Raw genomic sequence first — 18,535 nt, forward strand, 5'->3', positions numbered from 1 at the left:
GCGGTGAGGGGAGTCTGCACAAGTCTCTCGAAGTCCTGCCGACCGGGATTGACCGGCCCCCGACTTGAGTCGCCTCTTGTCAATTTTCCTCGCTCCGAGCTATATAAATAAGGCAGAAGCCGAGGGCATCGCACAGGACGCCTCAAGAAGGGAGTGAGACTGTGATGCTCATGCGCACCGACCCCTTCCGCGAACTCGACCGACTCGCGCAGCAGGTCTTCGACTCGGCACGTCCGGCCGCGATGGCCATGGACGCCTACCGTTCCGGGGACGACTTCGTCGTCCACTTCGACCTCCCGGGCGTCGACCCCGAGTCGATCGAGCTGGACGTCGAGCGCAACGTCCTGAACGTCCGTGCCGAGCGCACGTGGCCCGCCCCCGAGGGCGCGGAGACGATCGCCGCCGAGCGGCCCACGGGCACGTTCACCCGCCAGCTGTTCCTCGGCGACACCCTCGACACGGAACGCATCGACGCCTCGTACGACGCGGGCGTACTGACGCTGCGCATCCCCGTGGCCGAGCAGGCCAAGCCGCGCCGCATCCGGATCAGCGGCGGCAGCAGCCCCAAGCAGCTGAGCGGATGAGCAACCGCGGCGCCGAGCGTCCGACTCGCCGAACGCCGAAGTCGCCGAGCGCCGCCCGAGTCGCCGAGCGGTTGAGTGTCCGACTCGTGTGAGTGATGTTCCGCGGGCCAGGTACCCGGTGCCCGGCCCGCGGACGCGAGCCCCCTTCCGGCCCCAGGAGGAACCCGGTCATGAGTGCCACGACGGTGCCGAGCGTGACGGTGCCGACCAGCATGGTGAGCCACAGGACGACGACGGAGACGCTGACGAAACCGGTCACCTCGGCGGGAACGCCCACCACACGCCCCTCACCCCCGCGCACGCCGGCCGAGCACACCGCGACGGCGACCGCGACGGTGAGCCCGACCGCGACGGCCACTCCGATCGCCACGGCGACCGTCACGGCAATGAGAACGCCGGCCCCCCGCCCCGCCTCCGAGGCCAAGACCGAGGCCGAGGCCTTCAGATGGTCGGACCTGATCGCCGAGGTCCAGGAGGCCGGCCAGTACCCGACGGCGGCGGAGGCGGAACGCGTCACCCGTATCGTGCTGTCGGCCCTCGGCGGTCACGTCGTGGGAGACGAACGCGTCGACCTCGCCCGCGCCCTCCCGGAGGAGGCGGCGCGGGTGATCGCGTCCCAGATCCCGGCCACGCGCCGGCTGACGGCGGCGGAGTTCGTGGACTCGGTGGCCGCGCGCATCGAGGGAGCGACCCCGGCCACGGCCCGCTGGGACGTCAGCTCCGTCCTGAGCGTCCTGCCGCCCCTGGTGGGTGACTCCCTCACCACCCGGATCCTCGCCCAGCTCCCGCCGGGCTACGCGCTGCTGTTCGGCAGGGCGGACCTCAGCCCAACGGCGTAACGCGCCGGCACGGGCCGCCGGGCAGGAGACCGGCGAGCCCGCGCACCCACGCTCCCCAAGGACGCTGCGGCCCATCGCCCTGTCGCCCGTACCGCGGCCCCATGGCCCCGGTGCCACGGTGACACGGTGATGGGCCGCCGCCCCGTCGCGGACCGGCGATGAGGCGTACCGTATTTCCCGACAGATCCGGAATGCCGAACACGTCGGGGGTACGGATGCTCAAGGTCAGCGTTGTCGTGCCCGTCTACAACGCGGGCAGCTACCTGGACCGCTGCGCCCCGTCCCTCCTCGACCAGACCCTGGGCCGGGACGCGTACGAGGTGATCTACGTCGACGACGGCTCGACCGACGACTCACCCGAGCGCCTGGCCCGCCTGGCGTCCCGTCACCCGCACGTCCGCGTGATCCGCCAGGAGAACTCCGGCTGGCCGGGCAAGCCCCGCAACGTCGGCATCCGCGCGGCCCGCGGCGAGTACGTCCAGTTCGTGGACCAGGACGACGAGTTGACCCCCGAGGCCCTGCAACGCCTCTACGACCTGGCCGTCCGCAACGACTCGGACGTGGTCCTCGGCAAGGTGACCGGCACGATGCAGGGCCCGAGCAGCGTCTTCAAGCGCACGGTGGACCGCTGCACGGTGGCGGACGCCCCGCTCATGGAATCGCTGACCCCGCACAAGATGTTCCGCCGTGAGTTCCTCCTCTCCCACGGCATCGAGTTCCCCGAGGGCCGGGTGCGCCTGGAGGACCAGCTGTTCATGGCCAGGGCGTACGTACGGGCCAAGTGCGTGTCGATCCTCGGCGACCACCCCTGCTACGTGTGGAACCGCCGCGAGGACGGCGGCAACAGCAGCGCGGGCGCGACCCCGCCGGAGACGTACTACGGCCATCTGCGCGCCGTGGTGGACGCCATCAAGGAGGGCACGGACCCGGGGCCCCTCCAGGACCACCTGCTGCGCCGCTCGTACCGCGTCGAGCTCCTGCGCCCGGTCAGCGAGCCGCGCATCCTCCAGCGCACGGGCGCATCCCTGCTGCGCTACTTCGAGACGGTGCGCCGCATGGCCCTGGAGGCGTACCCGCCGGGCGTGCGGGAGGGCCTCCCGGCGATCACACGGCTGCGGGCCAAGCTCCTGGAGGAGGGCAACCTGGACTCCCTCCTCGAACTGGCCACCAGGGTGCGGCAGATCAAGCCCGAGGTGACGGTCGAGGACGCCCGCTGGCACGAGGGCAGACTCCTGATCACCACCAAGGTCGGCATGCTCCGCCCCGACGGCGGCCCGCTGACCCTCGTGGACCACTACGGCCGCCTGCTCCTCGACCCCGACCTGCTGGCCGGCATCAAGGGCGCCGAGGACTGGGAGGCCCCGCACCCCCTGGCCTACGCCCACGGAGAACTGGTCGCCCACGACACGGCCCGCGACGAGTGGTGGTTCCCGCCCGGCGACCTGACGCCGCGCGTGGAATCCCTGGGCGGGGGCCGCCACCGGGTGTTCGTCACCGGGCGGACGACGCTGGACCCGCAGGCGCTGCGGGGCGGCACCCCCATGCCCCCCGGCACCCACCTGCTGTGGTGCTACGCCCAGCTCCTCGGCGTGGGCCGCAGACCCCGCCTGATGGCCCCGGCCCGCCCGCACATCCCCGCGGCGACACCGGGCACCCCGCCGCGCCTCGTCGTCCCGGCCTGGACGACCCGCGAAGCCCAACTCCGCCTGGCGGTGTCCCCACCGGGCCGAACGACCTTCGCCAGACGAGCCCTCCTGCACGCCACGTCCTCCCCCCGGGTCCGCACGGCAGCACGCGACACCCTGAAGCGTCTCCCACCGGGGGTGCGCCGGCGAGCACGGACGGTGGTGCGGAGGGCGGACCCTTGGTCGGGGAACAGCCCCGACTGACGTGCGGCGATCGACTCAAACTTTGCTCCGGGAAGAATGACGCCCAAGAGGAAGCTGCTCATTGAGCGGGGCAGGGCAGGGGAGATCAGGCTTAGAGCGGTTGGGAGAACACGTCACCACCGCCACTGACAGGTATGCGGGACGTTCAAGATAGAAACCAACGGATACGTCGCCACCCGAATTCAGCCTGTCAAGGGCAGAATCCACGAGGGTCGTCAACTCAGTTGTGCCGCGCCCCCAACTCGAAGCAAACCGAGGTGCGTACTCGGCCAGCTGCGCCCGCAGCCAGGTCGCCGCTTCCCTGGTCTGGTCCCAGGTGTCGCGTACCAGAGACCGTGGCTTGACGAGCCAGTACGCCGTTTCCAGCGGCGGAAGGTCGGCGGTGACGAACGCCGCAGCGACCTCCCGGTAGCGCTGGATCAACTCAGGTTTGCTCCCGGCCGGGGGTGGCTCGGGATGCGGCGGTCGTCGTAGGGCTTCGTCGTCGAAGCGTTCCTTGGGACCGACCCACAGATAGCCGTGGTGGTGCACCGCTTTCGCCTTTGTGTCGCACCTGGAAGGACCAGTCGGCCCCGGCCCAGCACAGGTGGCCGGGACCGACTGAGGGCGGGGAATGTCAGACCGATAGCCCGAACCGCGCTGGTTCGATACCGGCCACCATCAGCTCCTCCGTGGTGAACCGCAGCGGCTCCGCTTCGGGCCGTTTGCTGTCACCGAGCGCCCAGGCGTCCTCGCCGATACGCGCAAGGGTCACGCAACCTTCGGTGCAGGGGCCTCCGCAGGCCTTCACGAATGAGGCCTCGGAGATGTCGAGTCCGTACAGGTTGGATCCATCCAGCATTGCTGCACCCTTCTGTTCAGCTAACGCGGCCATCACTGCGGAAGGATCTGCCCAGCCCGGCATTTATCCTTGCCGCCTTGCTTCCGCACCCATGATCTACCGCTTTGAAGGTGCCGCAGAAGATTATTCCTGTTGATTACTAAAGATCACGATAGAAGCTTGCCCATTCCTGAAGGAGAATCCTTCCCTCACCCTCGAACTGGGCCTTTAGCTCGTACTGCTCGAAAACATCTAGATGCTCAGCGATGTCGCGGGCATCGCTAAAGACTGTGCGCCCGGTGAACGTCTCCACAGTTACTAGCCTTTTATCGTAGACAGTGAAGGTGTTCATGGGGCCGCGGCTTATGGCCGTGCCGATCGGTACGACCCCTATTCGCACGTTGGACAGGTGTGAAAGGGAGACTAGACGGTCAATCTGCACGGCCATCGCTGGCGGAGGGACCACGGCCCATCTAGCGGCCTGTTCCGTGATCAGGAACGTGAATTTCTTCGTCGCGTCGTATAGCACCGCCTGCCGTTCCAGCTTCCGCGTCACTGCCTGCGTTACATCTCCAGGCGAGTATTCAAGGCTTGCGCGGATGTACTCAGGAGTGGCCAACAAGCCTGTGATCATCGCAGGCAGGAAGTACCGCAGCTCGTTGGCCTCGGCCTCTAGACCTGCCAGCTCTGCCTGGCGCTTCTCCAGGCCACGGCGCCATGACGCACGGATGGGCTGCCATTCGGTGTTGGCTGCCCTTGCCAGAGCCGTAACTTCGGCCACCAGTTGCTGAGGAGCATTGAGTGCCCGCAAGATGAGTTCGACATCGACCAGGCTTGGCGTGATCTCCGCAGTTTCGATTTTACTGATTTTCGATTGAGACACATTGCAACGTCCAGCGAGCCGGACTTGGGATAGTCCGGCTCGCTTGCGCAGTGTTCTCAACGTCTCAGCCAGGTCTGCTTTGGAGTGCCCTAGCTGCTGAGGGTCAAAGGTCAAGGCCCTTCACGTACTCCTCGAAGGGCACTGATTCAGCCAAGGCGATACGCTGGTATTTCCGGAACGGTTCGGGATCGCCGGTGTATACCTCCCGGCCGATCTGAGTCCCGTCCGGTTCATAGCGCATGAGCACGATGCGGGAGCGATCGAACATCCAGAAGTCCTCAACGCCCCGAAGGGGATTGGGCCGGTTGGTCACGTCAAGGATTCGGACGGATTCCCCAGCCTCGACGTTGTGGCGGTAGTGCTCGAACTCGAAGCGGAGATAATCCGACAGAGGCTGAGTAACGATGTGCACGCGGCCCACATGTCGCCCGCCAGCCACGTATGCCTTGACTCGGTCAAACCAAGGCTGCGTTGCCTCACGCGTGACCGCCTCCCCAGCCAGGAAACGGGCTATGGCCTCTGACTCCTGAGGCACGCGGTACACAGGCAAGGTCTCCAGACGCCACGCCTCCAGCTGCATAGCATCGAATGCCCTGCGCCAGGCGTCACCAGCCAAGAGCACGAACAGCCTCCCGCAGAGTCGCCTCCGGGATCTCCACGAGCGCTTCTCCGCCGGGCGGGGCGAATGCACTCGACGCGCTCCCTTGGATCACGAATGAACCGGACGGCGTCCGGTAGACGTTGGGGCAGTCATCGCCCCCGCATTCGCCGTTCCCGTTGCCGGTCAACCGGGTCAGCTCCTCACGCGGCATGGTTCCCCCTCCAGGTCGGGCAGACGCCCTGCCTGCCTCGGAGACGACGCTAGAGGGTTGGCCGCAGGGCATCTATGACATCTAAGAGATATTCCGGAAGTGGGGTAGTCGATCTTGCAGGCGCCTCCTGCAGCGGGACCGGACCTGCCACCAGCGCCAGGCCCAGTGCCGCACACGTCGGCAACATCGCCGAGAACGCGAACGGCGTCCCTCGCTGCACTGCCTGTCGGCGAGGGCAGCAGTTTCACGTGGCCACGTGTGCTAGGAGGGCAAGTGGCTAGTGCTTGGGGTGACCAGCCGCACTGCGCCCCAAGCCATCTATCAGCGCCGCCCAGGCCTTGCCTGTGACAGCCAGCGTCGCACCGTCTCTGCACTTTGAGTCGCGGACCCAGACGCCGGTGTCGTGGCGGGCGCACTCCACACACTCAGTCGCGTTGGCGCCGCTGTAAGAGGACTTGAACCAAGCAGGCTCGGACGCTGCCCTGGTCTCTTTGCTGGTCATCTAGAGCTCCTTGCATGCACGGTGGATCACGGCGGATGAAGCCTCCATGTCCAACGCTTGTGCGCGGAGGTACTCGAACGCAAGTCTGTACCGCTCCAGTTCCTCCTCCTTCTCAAGGAAGAGGGAGCCGGTGTGAAAGTCGACGTAGACCACATCCAGGGCCGGCTCCGTGCCGCCGATGATGACGAAGCTTCCGAGAGCGGCGGCGTGTGCTCCCTGGGAGAAGGGCAGAACCTGGAGCGTTACGTGAGGGGACTCGTTTGCTTCAAGGAGCCGGTTGAGCTGTTCCTTCATGATCCGCGGTGAGCCGACGACCCGGCGGATAACGGACTCATCGAGGATCGCCCACAGCCGCAAGGGCTTCGGGCGGTTCAGGATCTCCTGCCGTTTCATGCGGATGTCGACCAGCCGCTCGATCTCCTCCGCTTCCAGCGGCACCTCGTTGGCCTTCTGGAGGGCGGTGCTGTAGGCACGGGTCTGGAGCAGTCCTGGTACGTAGACGCAGGAGAAGTGGCTTTCCCGCACCGCATCGTCTTCGAGCGTGAGGAGCAGGTTCATGCTTTCGGGGATCGAGTCGGCGAAGGAACTCCACCAGCCCTGCTGCTTGGCGTCCTTGGCGAGCCGGACAACGGCCTGGCGTTCAGCCTCGGTTGCTCCGTACTCACGGCACAGGGCGTCCACGACGATCCACTTGACCGGCCCTGACTGTGTCTCGTACCTGCTGACGGTCGCCTTGGACACGCCGACCAGCCGGCCCGCCTCCTCAAGAGTCAACCCTTTGCGAGCGCGCAACTTGCGCATTGTCGCGCCCAGTTGACGGCGGCGGGTGGTGGTGCGCTCGGACATGGGACTCCTTCGCCGTACGCCGGGCGGCAGGTACCCGGCAGACCGTGATCAGGCTAGGCGCCCGCCCAGTCAGCCCTCTATCGGATTCACTCGATGGATTCGCGTGAGAAGTTACACAGTGAGATTTCTCTGTGTCATGCTGCTCTCACGGATGGCTACGCAGCGCAGTCGTATGGACACGGCGGCGCACAACAGAAGCGTGGCCTGGGAGGGAGGAACGGTCTTTGACCGGCTACGACGTCACCGAACCCCGGCTCCGCTGCGTGCTGCCTTTCGAGGCGGTGCCGGCAGAAGTCGGCCTGCTGCGGAGAGCCGCGGCGAAGCAGCTCCGTCGGTGGGGCATGCCCAGGGCAACGGACGAAGCGGAGCTCCTGGTAACCGAGTTGGCCACGAACGTCGTGAAGCACGTGGGCGAAGGAGCGGCAGCAACACTAATCCTCGAACGGCGAGGCCCGCGACTCCGGCTCGAAGTCCACGACAAGAGCCAGGAGACACCATCCATCAAAGTAGTCTGCTGCGACCACGAGTGCGGCCGTGGCCTTCACTTGATCGCCTCGCTGGCCGCGGACTGGGGAACCGTCCTGACTGCGGCAGGCAAGGCTGTGTGGTGCGAAATCGCGATCAGCGAGGGGCGGGCCTGCCGGCGAGTCGAACGGGCTGCCGATGCTCTTGAGGGCTACCAGGCAGCCAATGGCGGTATTGCTTTGCGCGGGCCCGCGGGGGACGCGGGGCTTCGGGAATCAGCCGTGGAACTGATCGCGGACCTGCTGCACTGGTCTGCCGCTCGCGGACACGACCCGGATGCCATGCTCGACCGCGCCCAGATGCACTACGAAGCGGAGGCGAACGCCGCCTAGCGAGAGTAATCGTCAAGACCTGTGGATGGGGCGGGATGTCGTCTCGCGTCGCGCCGTGGTCGCGTCGAGGGGAGCTTCGTCATCACTCGACAGACCCGTGCCGTGGCCGCCTCAGGCGAAGTTTGCTGCGGTGATGCCGTCGGGATGTCCGGAGGGTCGCTCCATCACTCGATCCGGTAACCATCCGGGTCCGTGAGCCATGACGTCTTCGGGCCGTGAGGGTCGCCCGGGTACTGGAGAAGTTCGGTCCCCAGGCCGGCTTCGGTCAGCGTTTCCAGGGTGGTGGCGAGCGTTTCCACCGTCCTGGCCTCCATCTCGCTCCGCGAAACCGGGATCCGGCGTTTCCTGATCCCCCGACGGGGCGGGAATGCCACAAGGAAGACTTCAGCAACCGGCAAACTCATGGGCCCGGCCCGCCGGCCCTGCTGCCGGGCCTCCGAGGGGGTAGGAGTCGTGGCCGCCGATCCGGAACACCGAGCACTTGACCGGGGCGCCGTCGACGACTGGTACGCGGCAGGGCGGCCCGATACCGATTCCGTGCGGGTGCGCGTCAGCGCAAGGGCGCAGACGTACTGGATCGAGAGCGTGCCGGTCCTGCGGTGGCGTCATTCCCCTGTTTGAGAGTGCGCCCCTCAGAAGTATCAGTTCCGAGCGACGCGTCCCTCGTCAGCCGCGAAGGAACGAATGGATCGCCGCGGCGATTGCCTTGCCGAGCGGGATCGGTACGGCATTGCCGATCTGTGTGGCAATTTCGGTCTTCGAACCGCACCAGCGGAAGTCGAGGGGGAATCCCTGGATTCGCGCCGCCTCGAAATGAGTGATAGGGCGGTCCTCGGAGGGGTGGAGGTATCGACCCTTCTCGGGCTTGTAGAACTCGGTCCGAATGGTGACCGACGGCTCACCCGTGCGAAGACGGCCCATGACGTCGCCGGTTCCGGTGTTGTGATTGTCCCAACTCCTGGTCGAAAGATAGACGACCGGCGTTCCCACACCCGCCGGCTTCTCCTCCGAAAAAAGATGAATCACACCGAAGTCGTCCACGGTGAACCACTTGCCGCGCAGGTCCTTCCGGTTTCCGCCCGGCGGGATGGCGCGGTACCGAGCGATCGACAGTGGCTCGGGGTTGCGGCCGAAGTGAAGGTCGTTCGTGGTGAATATGCCCGAGATCACTCTGTTCACCTCGGGGACGAACTCCTTGGTGTCCGGAAGGTCCGTACCGTTTATGGCCCGCTTCGAGGACTCGGCGAAGATGTCATCGACCGCGTTCCAGTACGAGACGTCCGCATCCATTCCTTCCAGTGGTTGGGCAGGCGGCGTATGAACGTTTCTGGGGCGTCGGACGTGGGTTCTCGCCGGATAAGTCATCGTGCGCCCGTTCTCGATGTCGCGCCGAACGCCGATGACGATGGCTCTACGGCGGGCCTGGTTGGCGCCGTAGTCGGCGGAGTTGAGAAGGTAGCGCTTGGCTCTCTCCTCCGGTGTGTCCGTCGGCTGATGACCCGGCGGGTCGACCAGACGGTAGTCCGCAAGCTTTCCCCCCGTTCGCACCTCCTTCAAAAGGTTCTTGAACTCGTCCGACTTGAGGAAGCGATCGACATTCTCGATGACGAAGACCTTGGGGCGAACTTCGGCGACGATCCGAACGTATTCCTCCCACAGGCGGTTTCGCTCGCTGCCCTTCCTGTCACGGTTCAGGGCGGAAAAACCCTGGCACGGTGGACCGCCGACCACCACGTCGGCGTGGAGGGCCTCCGGAGTCGGCCTCCATGCCTCGATGTCACCCACGTGGACACGGGCCGCCGGTACCCGATCGTCGCTGCGGAGATCCCCGAAGTTCACTGCGTACGTGGCAGCCGCCGCCTCGTTGTGTTCCACGGCGGCGATGCTGTGAAAGACAGGCCCGTCGGTGGCGGCGTCGGCGCCCGCCGGGCGGAACTCGTGAAAGCCCTGTGTGAAGCCCCCGCATCCGCTGAAAAGATCTACGACGGTGATGGGATCGGGGGCAACGGGACGGGGCGTACGCATGGAGAGATCTTAGCTGCGCAGAGCGGTTGCGAGTGCCTCCCCGACGGCAGTCGCGAGAGGCGGCGGCATGGCGTGGCCCACCTGGCGATACTTGGAGGTCTTGCCGCCCGCGAACTGCCAGTCGGACGGAAATGCCTGAATCGCAGCCGCCTGTTCCACGGTCAGCTTCGGGTGTTCGTCCACGGGGAAATCGGCGCCGGGGGGCTCGTCCCCCAGGCTGTTGCCGTTCACACAGAGGGAGGCCCAAGCCCGTTTGCTGCCGGTGGGCCCGAGGTCGGCGCCCCCACGCCGGTCCGAGCCGCCAACGAGCGCCGGAGCCACGCGATCGGCGTTGTTGATCCACTGCTCCGCACCCGGCCACCCTCGGGACGCCATCGAGGGACCGAGAACCTCGCCCACGGTCGGTGGTGGATCGCCGTTGGGGGTCGGCCATGTGAACGCCTGGAAATGCGGAGCCCGCAGAGATACCAGAAATCCACTGCTGCGGTTTTGTGGAACGCCGAAGTCGGCAGCGTTCAGAACCTTCCAACTGGTGTGGAATCCGGCTCGGCTCAATGCGGCCTCGATCCACGCCCTGTCCGCTTCGAAGGCCGGGCTCTCGACGAGGTCGGGAACGTTCTCGATGAGCAGTGCCTTCGGCACGACGTCGCAGGCCAGGCCGATCACCGCGCGCAGCACCATGCGCTCGGTGGCGTCCTCGGGTCGGGCGATGGTGGCGAGTGATTTCACGCGTGGCAACCCGGCACTGACGAGGTCGACGCCCACCACGTCCGGACGCATGCCCACCTCGAAATCCTGTACGTCGATGCAAATGACATCCCAGGCGGGGCGGTTCCGATCAATGGTGAAGCAGGCATCCGCCTTGCTGTCGATCAGCAGCACGGGATCGAACCCGGCTCGCTCCAACCCGAGGGCCTGTCCGCCGGCGCCGGCGCACACTTCGAGAGAGGTGAAGCGGCGGGGGGATCCCGACGACTTCGGGGCTGGTCCGGGGGCGGACATGTCGCCCGCGGAGGAGACGGGTCCTGTCGAGGGCGTCGGGACCCGAGCGCCGACAGCGGAGGGCGGCGGCTGCGCGGGGACCTCCCGCTGGGCGTCGACGGACTCCTTCGCCACGGAGCGCAGTTCGTCGTGCAGGGCCTGCTCGTCGATGCCGTCGAACAGGACGAAGGGAGCGAGCCGCAGGAGCCGCTTCAGGAAATCAGTGAGCGTGCGACGCTCGTTCAATCCCCTCAGATCCAGGTCGTTCCAGACGCGCAGAATGGCACGAACCAGGTGAGGGCTGCCGCCGAGCGCCGCCCGTCTTGCGTAGATCTGGTCGAAGGCGCCCTCGCCGAGAATTTCGAGCGCCTGGTACGGGTCCGGCTCACCGGGATCGCGCACGAGTTGCGCACGCCACCACAGCCTGCCGAAGACATGGCGGGTGAGGTCGGTGCCGAGGATTCGATCCTTGGGTGGCCGGGGGTAGCGCCAGAACGCGACGTCCGGCAAAAGGATCAGGGCGAGGAATGCCCACACGTCCCGCGAAGCTGCCTCGGCGGGCACGACGCCCATTTCCGCGTGCAGCATGGCGGCCAGCCGCAGGTCGAATTCGGCGTTGCGGGAACGATCGGAATCGTCCGGGAATCCCGACTGTTTGGCGAGGTCGACGACTGCTTCCCGAAGTTCGCTGAGGCGGGACCGGTCGATTCGGTCGCCGCCGGTGGCGACGTACACCGAGGAGTCATGAGCGAAAGCCACGCGTCGGGTGAGTTCATCGACGCTCAGCGTCCTGTACTCCTCGAAGAGCGGTCGTGCCTGGTCGGCGAGCAGCCGCGGGTAGAGGAAGCTCATGCTGACACCTCGAAGATCTTCACGGCCGCCTGGAGGTCGGATGCGAACAGCACGGGGGACTGGCTGTGCCGCAGACGGACGTCGGTGATCGACTGATCGGGGAAGAGCTGGTCGAACAGGGCGAGCAGCGTGGCGCCCAGGGACCCCTCGGGAAAGTCGGCGTCCTCGGCGAAGTCGTCGTGCGCCAAGGCGTGTTCGATCAGAATGCGGGCGGCGTCGGCGTAGACCGCGGACAGGACGACGCGGTCGGCGGGACGTGGGGCGGCGGCGTTCTGAAAGGCCGTGGCGGTGACGGTGTTGCGCTCGTTGACGAGGAGCAGCAGGGCGCCCATGGTCGCGCTTTCGAGACCCCCGCTGATCTGCAGGTGCCAGGCAGCCCCGTCGGGGAATGATGTCCGAGAGAAGTCGATCACTGCCATGGGGAACTGGGGAGCGTCTCCCTGCAGACGCAGGCTTTCGCGGTCGCTCCACAGCACCGAGCCCGCCCGCCAGGGCGCGGACGGGCGCGCGTCGCTCCTGCGCTCGGCGAGCAGCAGGGCGGTGTCGAGGAGCAGGAGTCCACCGAGATCGGCGCCGGGCAGACGGAAGTCGAACTGTACGGCTGCCTCACCGGCTTCGGTCAGCCTGACACGTTGGGCGGGGCCGCTCAGGTTGGAACCCGTGGCCGTCCACACGGCGGACAGCACGAGTGCCGCACCCGTCGGAAGGCCCGACTCCCGCCGAGCCCGGTCGAGATCGACTCGGACTGCTCTGCGCACGTGCACATCCATGTGGTAGTCCCAGTCCGGAAGCGCCTCGGGAAGAGCGAGTTCGCCGTCCTCGACGACCAAACGCCAGGGCTCCGCGGTGACGACGTCCTCACGCGGAACGCGGTACGGAAGAACGCGCCGAGTCACGAGGTGCTCACCGCCTCGACCTTGATTCCGAGTTCGGTCATGGTGTCGGGCGCCGGCCGGACCAGCGCCCGCCACAGGCTCTCGCCGCCCTCGATCACGTACGGATCACCGTCGTGCACGCGCCCCGCGTCGTCCTCCCAGCCGACCAGTTCGGGCACGGCCGCCCCGATGGGCGGATCCGTCTCCCGTCCGCCTGTGCCGGGCAGGGTGACGGCGAGGTCGATGCAGACCCGCTGGGGGCCGGGTACGGGGAGGCGGAATTCCTGGACGAGCACGGTGGTCTCACCGCGTTCGTCGTAGTACGGGTCCCCGACGTACTGCACCCGAGGGCGTCTGCGCGGGGATGCGGAACCGTCGCTGCCAGAGGAGAAGCCGGTGTCCCCGTCACTCCCGGACCGGTGGTCGTCACCGCGTCGGGCCTGCGTGCGCCCGCCCTTCGGGGTCCGACGGCTGTCCTCCTCGTCGTTCCTGCCGGGGCGCCTGGCGGTGCTGCCGGGCTTGGAGTAGTCGGTCGCCCCACCGATTCCCCAGGCGCCGCCGACGAGTCCGGAGAACATCGAACTGGCCGCTCCCAGAGCGATGTTGCCAGCACCGGTGCGTGCACCACCACCGAGGGACAGAAGACCGTTCAGTGCCTCGTCGATACGACGGAACGTGGTCTGTACGTAGGTGCTCTCGGGCCGGTCCAGCGAATGCGGGTTCCAGGCGTCGTGCGTGGGCGGCTCCGCCTTGGCGTAGACGTCGTCCATTGCCTCGTCGGCCCGGAACACACCGGCGTAACCTTGGTGGACCGTCGGAGGCTTCGGCCCGGGGCGGTAGGTGACGACGAGTTCCGCCGGGCGCATGAGGCACACGTGATGGATCAGGTCCTCGATGTTCAGCATGCGCTGGGCGCGGTTGCTCTCCAAGGGGGGCACGATGCGCTTCACGAGTCCCAGGCGCCCCAGGTGCTTTTTGGGGTTCCGGCACGCCAGGTCCCGTCCGTCGGCGCCCTTCATGGCCTCGTAGGCCGCGACGAACATGTTGAGGGGGTGGCTCGTGCGCGGGTCGGGGACGTCGTGTCGGACGCCGTCGCACGTGACGGTGAAGCGCATGGCGGGAGGAACGCCGTCCGCAGAGATCATCTTCGGCCACAGGTGCCAGGCCACGGTGTCGGCGAGGTAGTCGGCCGCGGCGTGCGGCTCCATCTCGTCGAGATTCGGGTCGACGACGACAACGGTGGTTCCCGTCTCGTCGGGGGCGAAGGGCCGCAGTCCGAGGCGCTGGGCCACCGCTTCGGCCTGCTGCCCGACGAGCGGTTCGACAACGCCATCGCAGAAGTCGCCCCACCAGTGGCGGCCCGTGTAACGGCGTTTCCCTCCCGGCTCGACTGCCATGTAACTGCCCCAGAGGGTGCATCCGATGAGGCGCGTCTCGTGGCCCCCGTCGGGGGTGCGGCAGCGGGAGTGCACCAACACGGTTCCGCACTGGGACAGCAGGTAGAAGATGCCTTTGCCGAATCCGTAGGTGCCACCGCCGAGTGCCGTGTCCCGGGGTTCGCCGATGTTCCGTATGAACGAGACGAAGTCCCGCTCCGGGCCCACGGCCTCGTTGGCGCGTGTCGGACCGCCGAGCCCTCTCGTCCCCCGGTCGGACACCGACAGGACGCGGATGTTCCCTCGCCTGAGCGTTTCGCGGAGTGGGAAGTCGTCAGTCCTGGCCGGGGCACCGCTCTGGAGCAGCGTGCGCCAGACGGCAGAATGCGCGGGGCCGACGGTCCACATGTCGATGCGGTAGTCGACCGGCTCGCAGGAGTCCGGGAGCCGGGCGTCCCAGCTGTTCTGGGCGGACTCCCGGACCAGGATGGTGAGCAGGTCCAGTTCCGGGCGTCCGAGCTGGTTGCGGATGCCCTCGGCCGCGCTCGCGCCTTCCGGGGGATAGGGCTGGGAGTACCAGCGAGGCTCGGTCACGGGGACTCCTGGAGCATGTGGTCGATCGTCCGCGCGATCTCGTCGGAGGTCAGCGCGGCGGGGCTGTCGCCGGACAGATCGACGGTGTACTCGACGTCGAATATCGAGACGGGGAGACCGGCGGACACAAGGGCTTCTCCGGTCAGTCCGGGGAAGCCGGGGCCAACCTCGTACCATCTCTCCTCCGCCACCGCGAAGCGCACGTCGCGGTAGTGTTCGGCTTCGAAACGGCGGTAGCCGCATTCGGCGAGAAGACCGAGCAGGGCGGTCTCGTCGTCGCACATCTCCAAGACCCGCTCGACCTGTTCGACGAAGCCGGTTCCGCCGCTGGTCGCGATGACGCGATGAAGACCGAGCCATACCAGGCAGAGGGTTCCGTCGACCGGGGCCTGGAGCTGGTCCAGGCCGTGTATTCGGGGCCTTCGACCGGTCCGGTCGGTGCCGGCTTTCACCTCGACGGCGGTGGTGCCGTTCGAGAAGTCGTGGCGATGCCCCTTCGGACCGCGCCACAGACGGTGGGCGCTCGGATCCCTGTCCAAAAGTTCGCCCAGGACGACCAGTTCCGCGAACAGGCCGGCGAGCTGCTCGGGTCCCAGTACAGGCCCTTGCGACTGGAACAGCGCCTTCCAACGGTCCAGGACGCGGTACAGGGCCTTGACCGGGTCGCCGGCCGGCTTCCCGACGGTGTCAAGGACGTCCACGCAGAGTGAGGCGAAGACGTCGTTGAGATCCCTGCGCCGACAGGTCAGGTCCGCGTACGTCTGATAGGTGTCCTCGTCCTCCAGGGGCCGCTTGCGCAACTGCAGAGCGGGCCCGTCGAGACCGGTACGAACCTTGCGCCGCGTCTCTATGGGCACCAGGAGATGACGGTGCCCCTCGTGGTCGACGGCGGCGGCCAAGGGGCCCTGCGCGGTCTCCACGGGAAGATGCGACACGCGCAGGCGATGCTCAGCCGTGGTCGGGCGGGCCTCCAACGCCGTCCAGGTCTCCTCGACGACTTTGCGGAACGCCTCGTCGCTCACGCGTCCTCACTTTCGAGAAGACCGCTGATGTCCTCGTCCTCGATGCGCACACCGGACAGATCGGCGGAGATGTACTTCTGCACCGTGCTGTCCCCGTGGCCGGGGTCCGGGAAGACGAGGTAGACGCCGATGACGTGCTCCTCGGCGTCCAAGGGCTTGCGTGCCTTGTGGCCGGGCTCCGGGGCGGAAGTCTTGTCGATCGGATACAGCACCAGCAGCCCTGTGTCGGGAAGTTGTGCACGACGAGCTTCCATGATGGCCTTCTCCCCCAGATTGGCCACGTCTGCGTCCAGATCGACTGCCGCGTCTCGCGTACTGATCAGCCTCTTGATGTCCACTGTGCCGGGGCCCGAGTTGGTGTCCAGCCGGGAACGGACCACGCGGCCGACCGCCACGTTGGGGGCGAAGTAGAAGGGCTCTGCGGCAGGCTTGCCGATGATTGCGACGTTCCACCGGCGCAGTGAGTTCGCCTCGGAGACACGCTTTCGGATGTACGCGGTGATCAGCTCGGGGTCGTTCTCAGGGGAATTCTCGTGGAATCGGTAGGAGCTCAGGAAGTCGGTCACGATGTTGTACGGAACGCCCCTGAAGACGTAACGGCCTTTCGCGGAGCGGTCGTCCACGCCGACGGCGTGGGTGAGGGACGCGGCGACCAGCTTCTTGGCGGCCGTGATGTTTCCGCGCAGCCACTCCGCGTCGGTGTGGAAGTAGTGGGTCTGCACGCTCCTGCCGCCGTACGACGAGGCCGCTGTCACCGCCGAACGCATCTTGGCGGCGGCCGTGACGCGAAGTGCGGGGTGAGTGCGCAGGCGAACGGCGAAGGTGAGCGGCGTCTCGTCCTCGGTCATGTAGACGTCGATGTCGCGGCGCATCTCGGTCTCGACGGTCGCGAGGTGGCGGAACCACTCGGCCAGTTCGTCGGTCATCCAGATCCTCGGCAGGTCCGCGTATCCCTTGCGGAAGCCGAACCAGCGCCCCATCTGCAGCAGCGTGTCGTACGCGGAGACCGCTCGCACGAAGTAGCTGACGGACAGGCCCTCGAGGGTGAGGCCTCGCGAGAGGGTGTTGCCACCCACGGCGATTGCAACCACCGGTCCGTTCTCGTAGTCGAGGCGGTCCTCGCTGCTGGAGTTGTCCATGATGATCCGGCAGTTGCGCAGCACCCCGGGCAGTTCGTCCAACAGTGATTCGAAGGGAACCTTGGTCTCGCCGAAGTCCTCTGCCGGGACGCGGGCAGTCTCCGTGTCCCACAGCGTGCGCAGCCGAGCGAGAACGGCCTGTTCGCCGAGGGACTTGGCGGTTCGCTCCCGCAGACGCTCCAGCGGGCGCCTGAAGCTGTTGTGCACGGACGTGTTCACGCTGGTGTGGATCAGCATGGTGCTGTGGGGGTTGCCTGTCCCGCGAATCCGGCGAGCCGCCGTGACCAGCCAGAAGTACTCGATCGCCTTGCGCAGGGTATCGGTGATGAACGGCTCGAAGCCTTCGACGTCGGCCTTCGTCTCGGGGCGTACGCACGGCACGTCATCAAGCGGAACCGTGCGAATCATGTCGTAGCCGTCATCCACGTCGTCCTCGTGCTCACCGTCCAACGCGTAGCGTCCGAAGAGCACCTCGGTACCGAAGTGTCCCTCCGGCTTGGGCAGGTTGACGATGAAATCCCGCGGATAGAGGTCTTCGGCACTGGGATCGATCAGCAGGTTGGCGAACGGAGACGCCGTGTATCCCACGTAGGCGGACCGAGGCAGGCTGCTCATGATGCTGAGGATCAACGGGTTGATCGACTTGGTGGCGACGGTGGCCTGGTCCGCCTCGTCGTCGATGATGAGCGCGGGACATTCCTTCAAGTAGTCGGAGGCCTGGTCGAGCCAGCGGGAAAGTTTCCTCAGAACGGTCGCGTTCTTCTTCACCACGCACAGGACGTGGGTCCTGTTGCTCTTGCCGAAGTAGGAGGCCGGGTTCTCCTGCGGCGTGAAGTCCTTCTCCAGCCCCGTCAGTTGGGACCACAGGGACGGGTTGGGCTCCACGAGCTGTTGGACCAGACGGGCCTGCGTCTGGCGGCGCAGACCGTTGTGGATGCCGGCCAGCACGATGAAGAGCTTGTAACCCCGATCCGCGGCCTTGGCCATGACCGAGGTGAAGTTGGTGGTCTTGCCGGACTGCACGTATCCGACGACGAGTCCTCGTGAGGAGAACGCCTTTTCCTTCGGGTGGTTCAACAGTGAGACGACTCGAGTGGAGGAGTCGTTCAGATCCCGGATGGCCGGCTCGTCCGGCCAACCGTCCTTGCGGAGCTGACTGACGATCGCGGGCCAACACTTGTCCTTGGGCTGCGGCCCGGTGTACCAAGTGTCGCGGTTGCCCATGATCACCGCGTGCGGCTCTTCCAGTTCCTTGATGCGTATGGTGTGTTGCTCGTGCCGCTCGCGGATCGCCTCGATGACATGCTGCTCGACGCGCAGCAATTCCAACCGCTTGACCGCTTCTGCCGGAGGAAACGTCTCCAGCAGCGCCTGGAAGGTCTCGTACAGTGCGTCGATGTCATCGGTCATGAGGCGACCGCCCCTACTTTCTTCTGTTCAGCCGACTGGTCCGTAGGTGCCCCCGGGGCCGGACGTGCGGACACGTGGGGGAAGGATGCCGGGGTGCGGACCAGCACCCCGGGTTCACAAGTCCTGCACACTATTGCGCGGACGTGTCATGGGCGAGTGAATCGTGATGCCGCGATGAGTTCCGGCCTCGGTGGTTCTTGCCGTGAGTCACCGGATAAAGCAGGTGGTT

General features: G+C 66.7%; 17 protein-coding genes and 1 pseudogene. 4 read left to right on the top strand and 14 right to left on the bottom strand.

Annotation, left to right across the window (positions count from 1 at the left end):
• The first annotated feature begins 164 nt into the window (after positions 1 to 164).
• The 3 genes from AB0M97_RS10985 (at position 165) to AB0M97_RS10995 (ending at position 3,312) form a co-directional block, all read left to right on the top strand.
• Positions 165 to 584 carry an Hsp20/alpha crystallin family protein gene (locus AB0M97_RS10985; RefSeq protein ID WP_365960473.1) on the top strand — a complete coding sequence of 140 codons (420 nt, stop codon included), beginning with the start codon at positions 165 to 167 and terminating at the stop codon, positions 582 to 584.
• 386 nt (positions 585 to 970) lie between these two features.
• A complete protein-coding gene (locus AB0M97_RS10990; RefSeq protein ID WP_365960573.1) occupies positions 971 to 1,423 on the top strand; it encodes a DUF2267 domain-containing protein in 453 nt (150 codons plus the stop codon).
• A gap of 191 nt (positions 1,424 to 1,614) precedes the next feature.
• The gene (locus AB0M97_RS10995; protein WP_365960474.1) at positions 1,615 to 3,312 is read left to right on the top strand and encodes a glycosyltransferase; all 1,698 of its coding nucleotides are present in this window, start codon (positions 1,615 to 1,617) and stop codon (positions 3,310 to 3,312) included.
• 15 nt (positions 3,313 to 3,327) lie between these two features.
• Here the strand turns inward: AB0M97_RS10995 and AB0M97_RS11000 are convergent, their stop codons facing one another.
• The 7 genes from AB0M97_RS11000 to AB0M97_RS11030 all read right to left on the bottom strand — a co-directional run bounded on the left by AB0M97_RS11000 (position 3,328) and on the right by AB0M97_RS11030 (position 7,175).
• The gene (locus AB0M97_RS11000; protein ID WP_365960475.1) at positions 3,328 to 3,843 is read right to left on the bottom strand and encodes a hypothetical protein; all 516 of its coding nucleotides are present in this window, start codon (positions 3,841 to 3,843) and stop codon (positions 3,328 to 3,330) included.
• A gap of 85 nt (positions 3,844 to 3,928) precedes the next feature.
• A complete protein-coding gene (locus AB0M97_RS11005) occupies positions 3,929 to 4,153 on the bottom strand; it encodes a DUF397 domain-containing protein (protein ID WP_365960476.1) in 225 nt (74 codons plus the stop codon).
• Positions 4,154 to 4,292: 139 nt separating this feature from the next.
• Positions 4,293 to 5,129 carry a helix-turn-helix transcriptional regulator gene (locus tag AB0M97_RS11010; RefSeq protein ID WP_365960477.1) on the bottom strand — a complete coding sequence of 279 codons (837 nt, stop codon included), beginning with the start codon at positions 5,127 to 5,129 and terminating at the stop codon, positions 4,293 to 4,295.
• Positions 5,119 to 5,637, bottom strand: a complete 519-nt coding sequence (locus AB0M97_RS11015; RefSeq protein WP_365960478.1) for a DUF6879 family protein — start codon at positions 5,635 to 5,637, stop codon at positions 5,119 to 5,121. Before AB0M97_RS11015 ends, AB0M97_RS11010 begins: the two co-directional genes overlap by 11 nt.
• Complete coding sequence (locus AB0M97_RS11020; RefSeq protein WP_365960479.1) at positions 5,621 to 5,827, bottom strand: hypothetical protein; 207 nt, start codon at positions 5,825 to 5,827, stop codon at positions 5,621 to 5,623. Before AB0M97_RS11020 ends, AB0M97_RS11015 begins: the two co-directional genes overlap by 17 nt.
• Positions 5,828 to 6,104: 277 nt before the next feature.
• Positions 6,105 to 6,329, bottom strand: coding sequence for a DUF397 domain-containing protein (locus AB0M97_RS11025; protein ID WP_365960480.1), 225 nt, complete (start codon positions 6,327 to 6,329; stop codon positions 6,105 to 6,107).
• Positions 6,330 to 7,175, bottom strand: coding sequence for a helix-turn-helix transcriptional regulator (locus AB0M97_RS11030; protein ID WP_365960481.1), 846 nt, complete (start codon positions 7,173 to 7,175; stop codon positions 6,330 to 6,332). It lies immediately after the preceding gene.
• A gap of 224 nt (positions 7,176 to 7,399) precedes the next feature.
• On the opposite strand from AB0M97_RS11030, the gene AB0M97_RS11035 reads away from it, so the two are divergent.
• Positions 7,400 to 8,032, top strand: coding sequence for an ATP-binding protein (locus tag AB0M97_RS11035; protein WP_365960482.1), 633 nt, complete (start codon positions 7,400 to 7,402; stop codon positions 8,030 to 8,032).
• Positions 8,033 to 8,143: 111 nt separating this feature from the next.
• Here the strand turns inward: AB0M97_RS11035 and AB0M97_RS11040 are convergent.
• The 7 genes and pseudogenes from AB0M97_RS11040 to AB0M97_RS11070 all read right to left on the bottom strand — a co-directional run.
• A pseudogene (locus AB0M97_RS11040) lies at positions 8,144 to 8,331 on the bottom strand (VOC family protein); the annotation flags it as partial.
• 367 nt (positions 8,332 to 8,698) lie between these two features.
• Positions 8,699 to 10,057, bottom strand: coding sequence for a DNA cytosine methyltransferase (locus tag AB0M97_RS11045; RefSeq protein WP_365960483.1), 1,359 nt, complete (start codon positions 10,055 to 10,057; stop codon positions 8,699 to 8,701).
• Between the two features lie 9 nt (positions 10,058 to 10,066).
• A complete protein-coding gene (locus AB0M97_RS11050) occupies positions 10,067 to 11,890 on the bottom strand; it encodes a DUF6339 family protein (RefSeq protein WP_365960484.1) in 1,824 nt (607 codons plus the stop codon).
• On the bottom strand, positions 11,887 to 12,786 hold the full coding sequence (locus AB0M97_RS11055) for a hypothetical protein (protein ID WP_365960485.1): 900 nt from the start codon (positions 12,784 to 12,786) through the stop codon (positions 11,887 to 11,889). Before AB0M97_RS11055 ends, AB0M97_RS11050 begins: the two co-directional genes overlap by 4 nt.
• Positions 12,783 to 14,735, bottom strand: a complete 1,953-nt coding sequence (locus tag AB0M97_RS11060; protein WP_365960486.1) for a hypothetical protein — start codon at positions 14,733 to 14,735, stop codon at positions 12,783 to 12,785. Before AB0M97_RS11060 ends, AB0M97_RS11055 begins: the two co-directional genes overlap by 4 nt.
• Positions 14,732 to 15,757 carry a PD-(D/E)XK motif protein gene (locus tag AB0M97_RS11065; RefSeq protein WP_365960487.1) on the bottom strand — a complete coding sequence of 342 codons (1,026 nt, stop codon included), beginning with the start codon at positions 15,755 to 15,757 and terminating at the stop codon, positions 14,732 to 14,734. Before AB0M97_RS11065 ends, AB0M97_RS11060 begins: the two co-directional genes overlap by 4 nt.
• Positions 15,754 to 18,306 (bottom strand): Z1 domain-containing protein, encoded by a 2,553-nt coding sequence (locus tag AB0M97_RS11070; RefSeq protein ID WP_365960488.1) that lies wholly within the window; start codon positions 18,304 to 18,306, stop codon positions 15,754 to 15,756. Before AB0M97_RS11070 ends, AB0M97_RS11065 begins: the two co-directional genes overlap by 4 nt.
• Between the last annotated feature and the right edge of the window lie 229 nt (positions 18,307 to 18,535).

This window comes from Streptomyces sp. NPDC051207 (genome assembly GCF_040682395.1).
Taxonomy (GTDB): domain Bacteria; phylum Actinomycetota; class Actinomycetes; order Streptomycetales; family Streptomycetaceae; genus Streptomyces.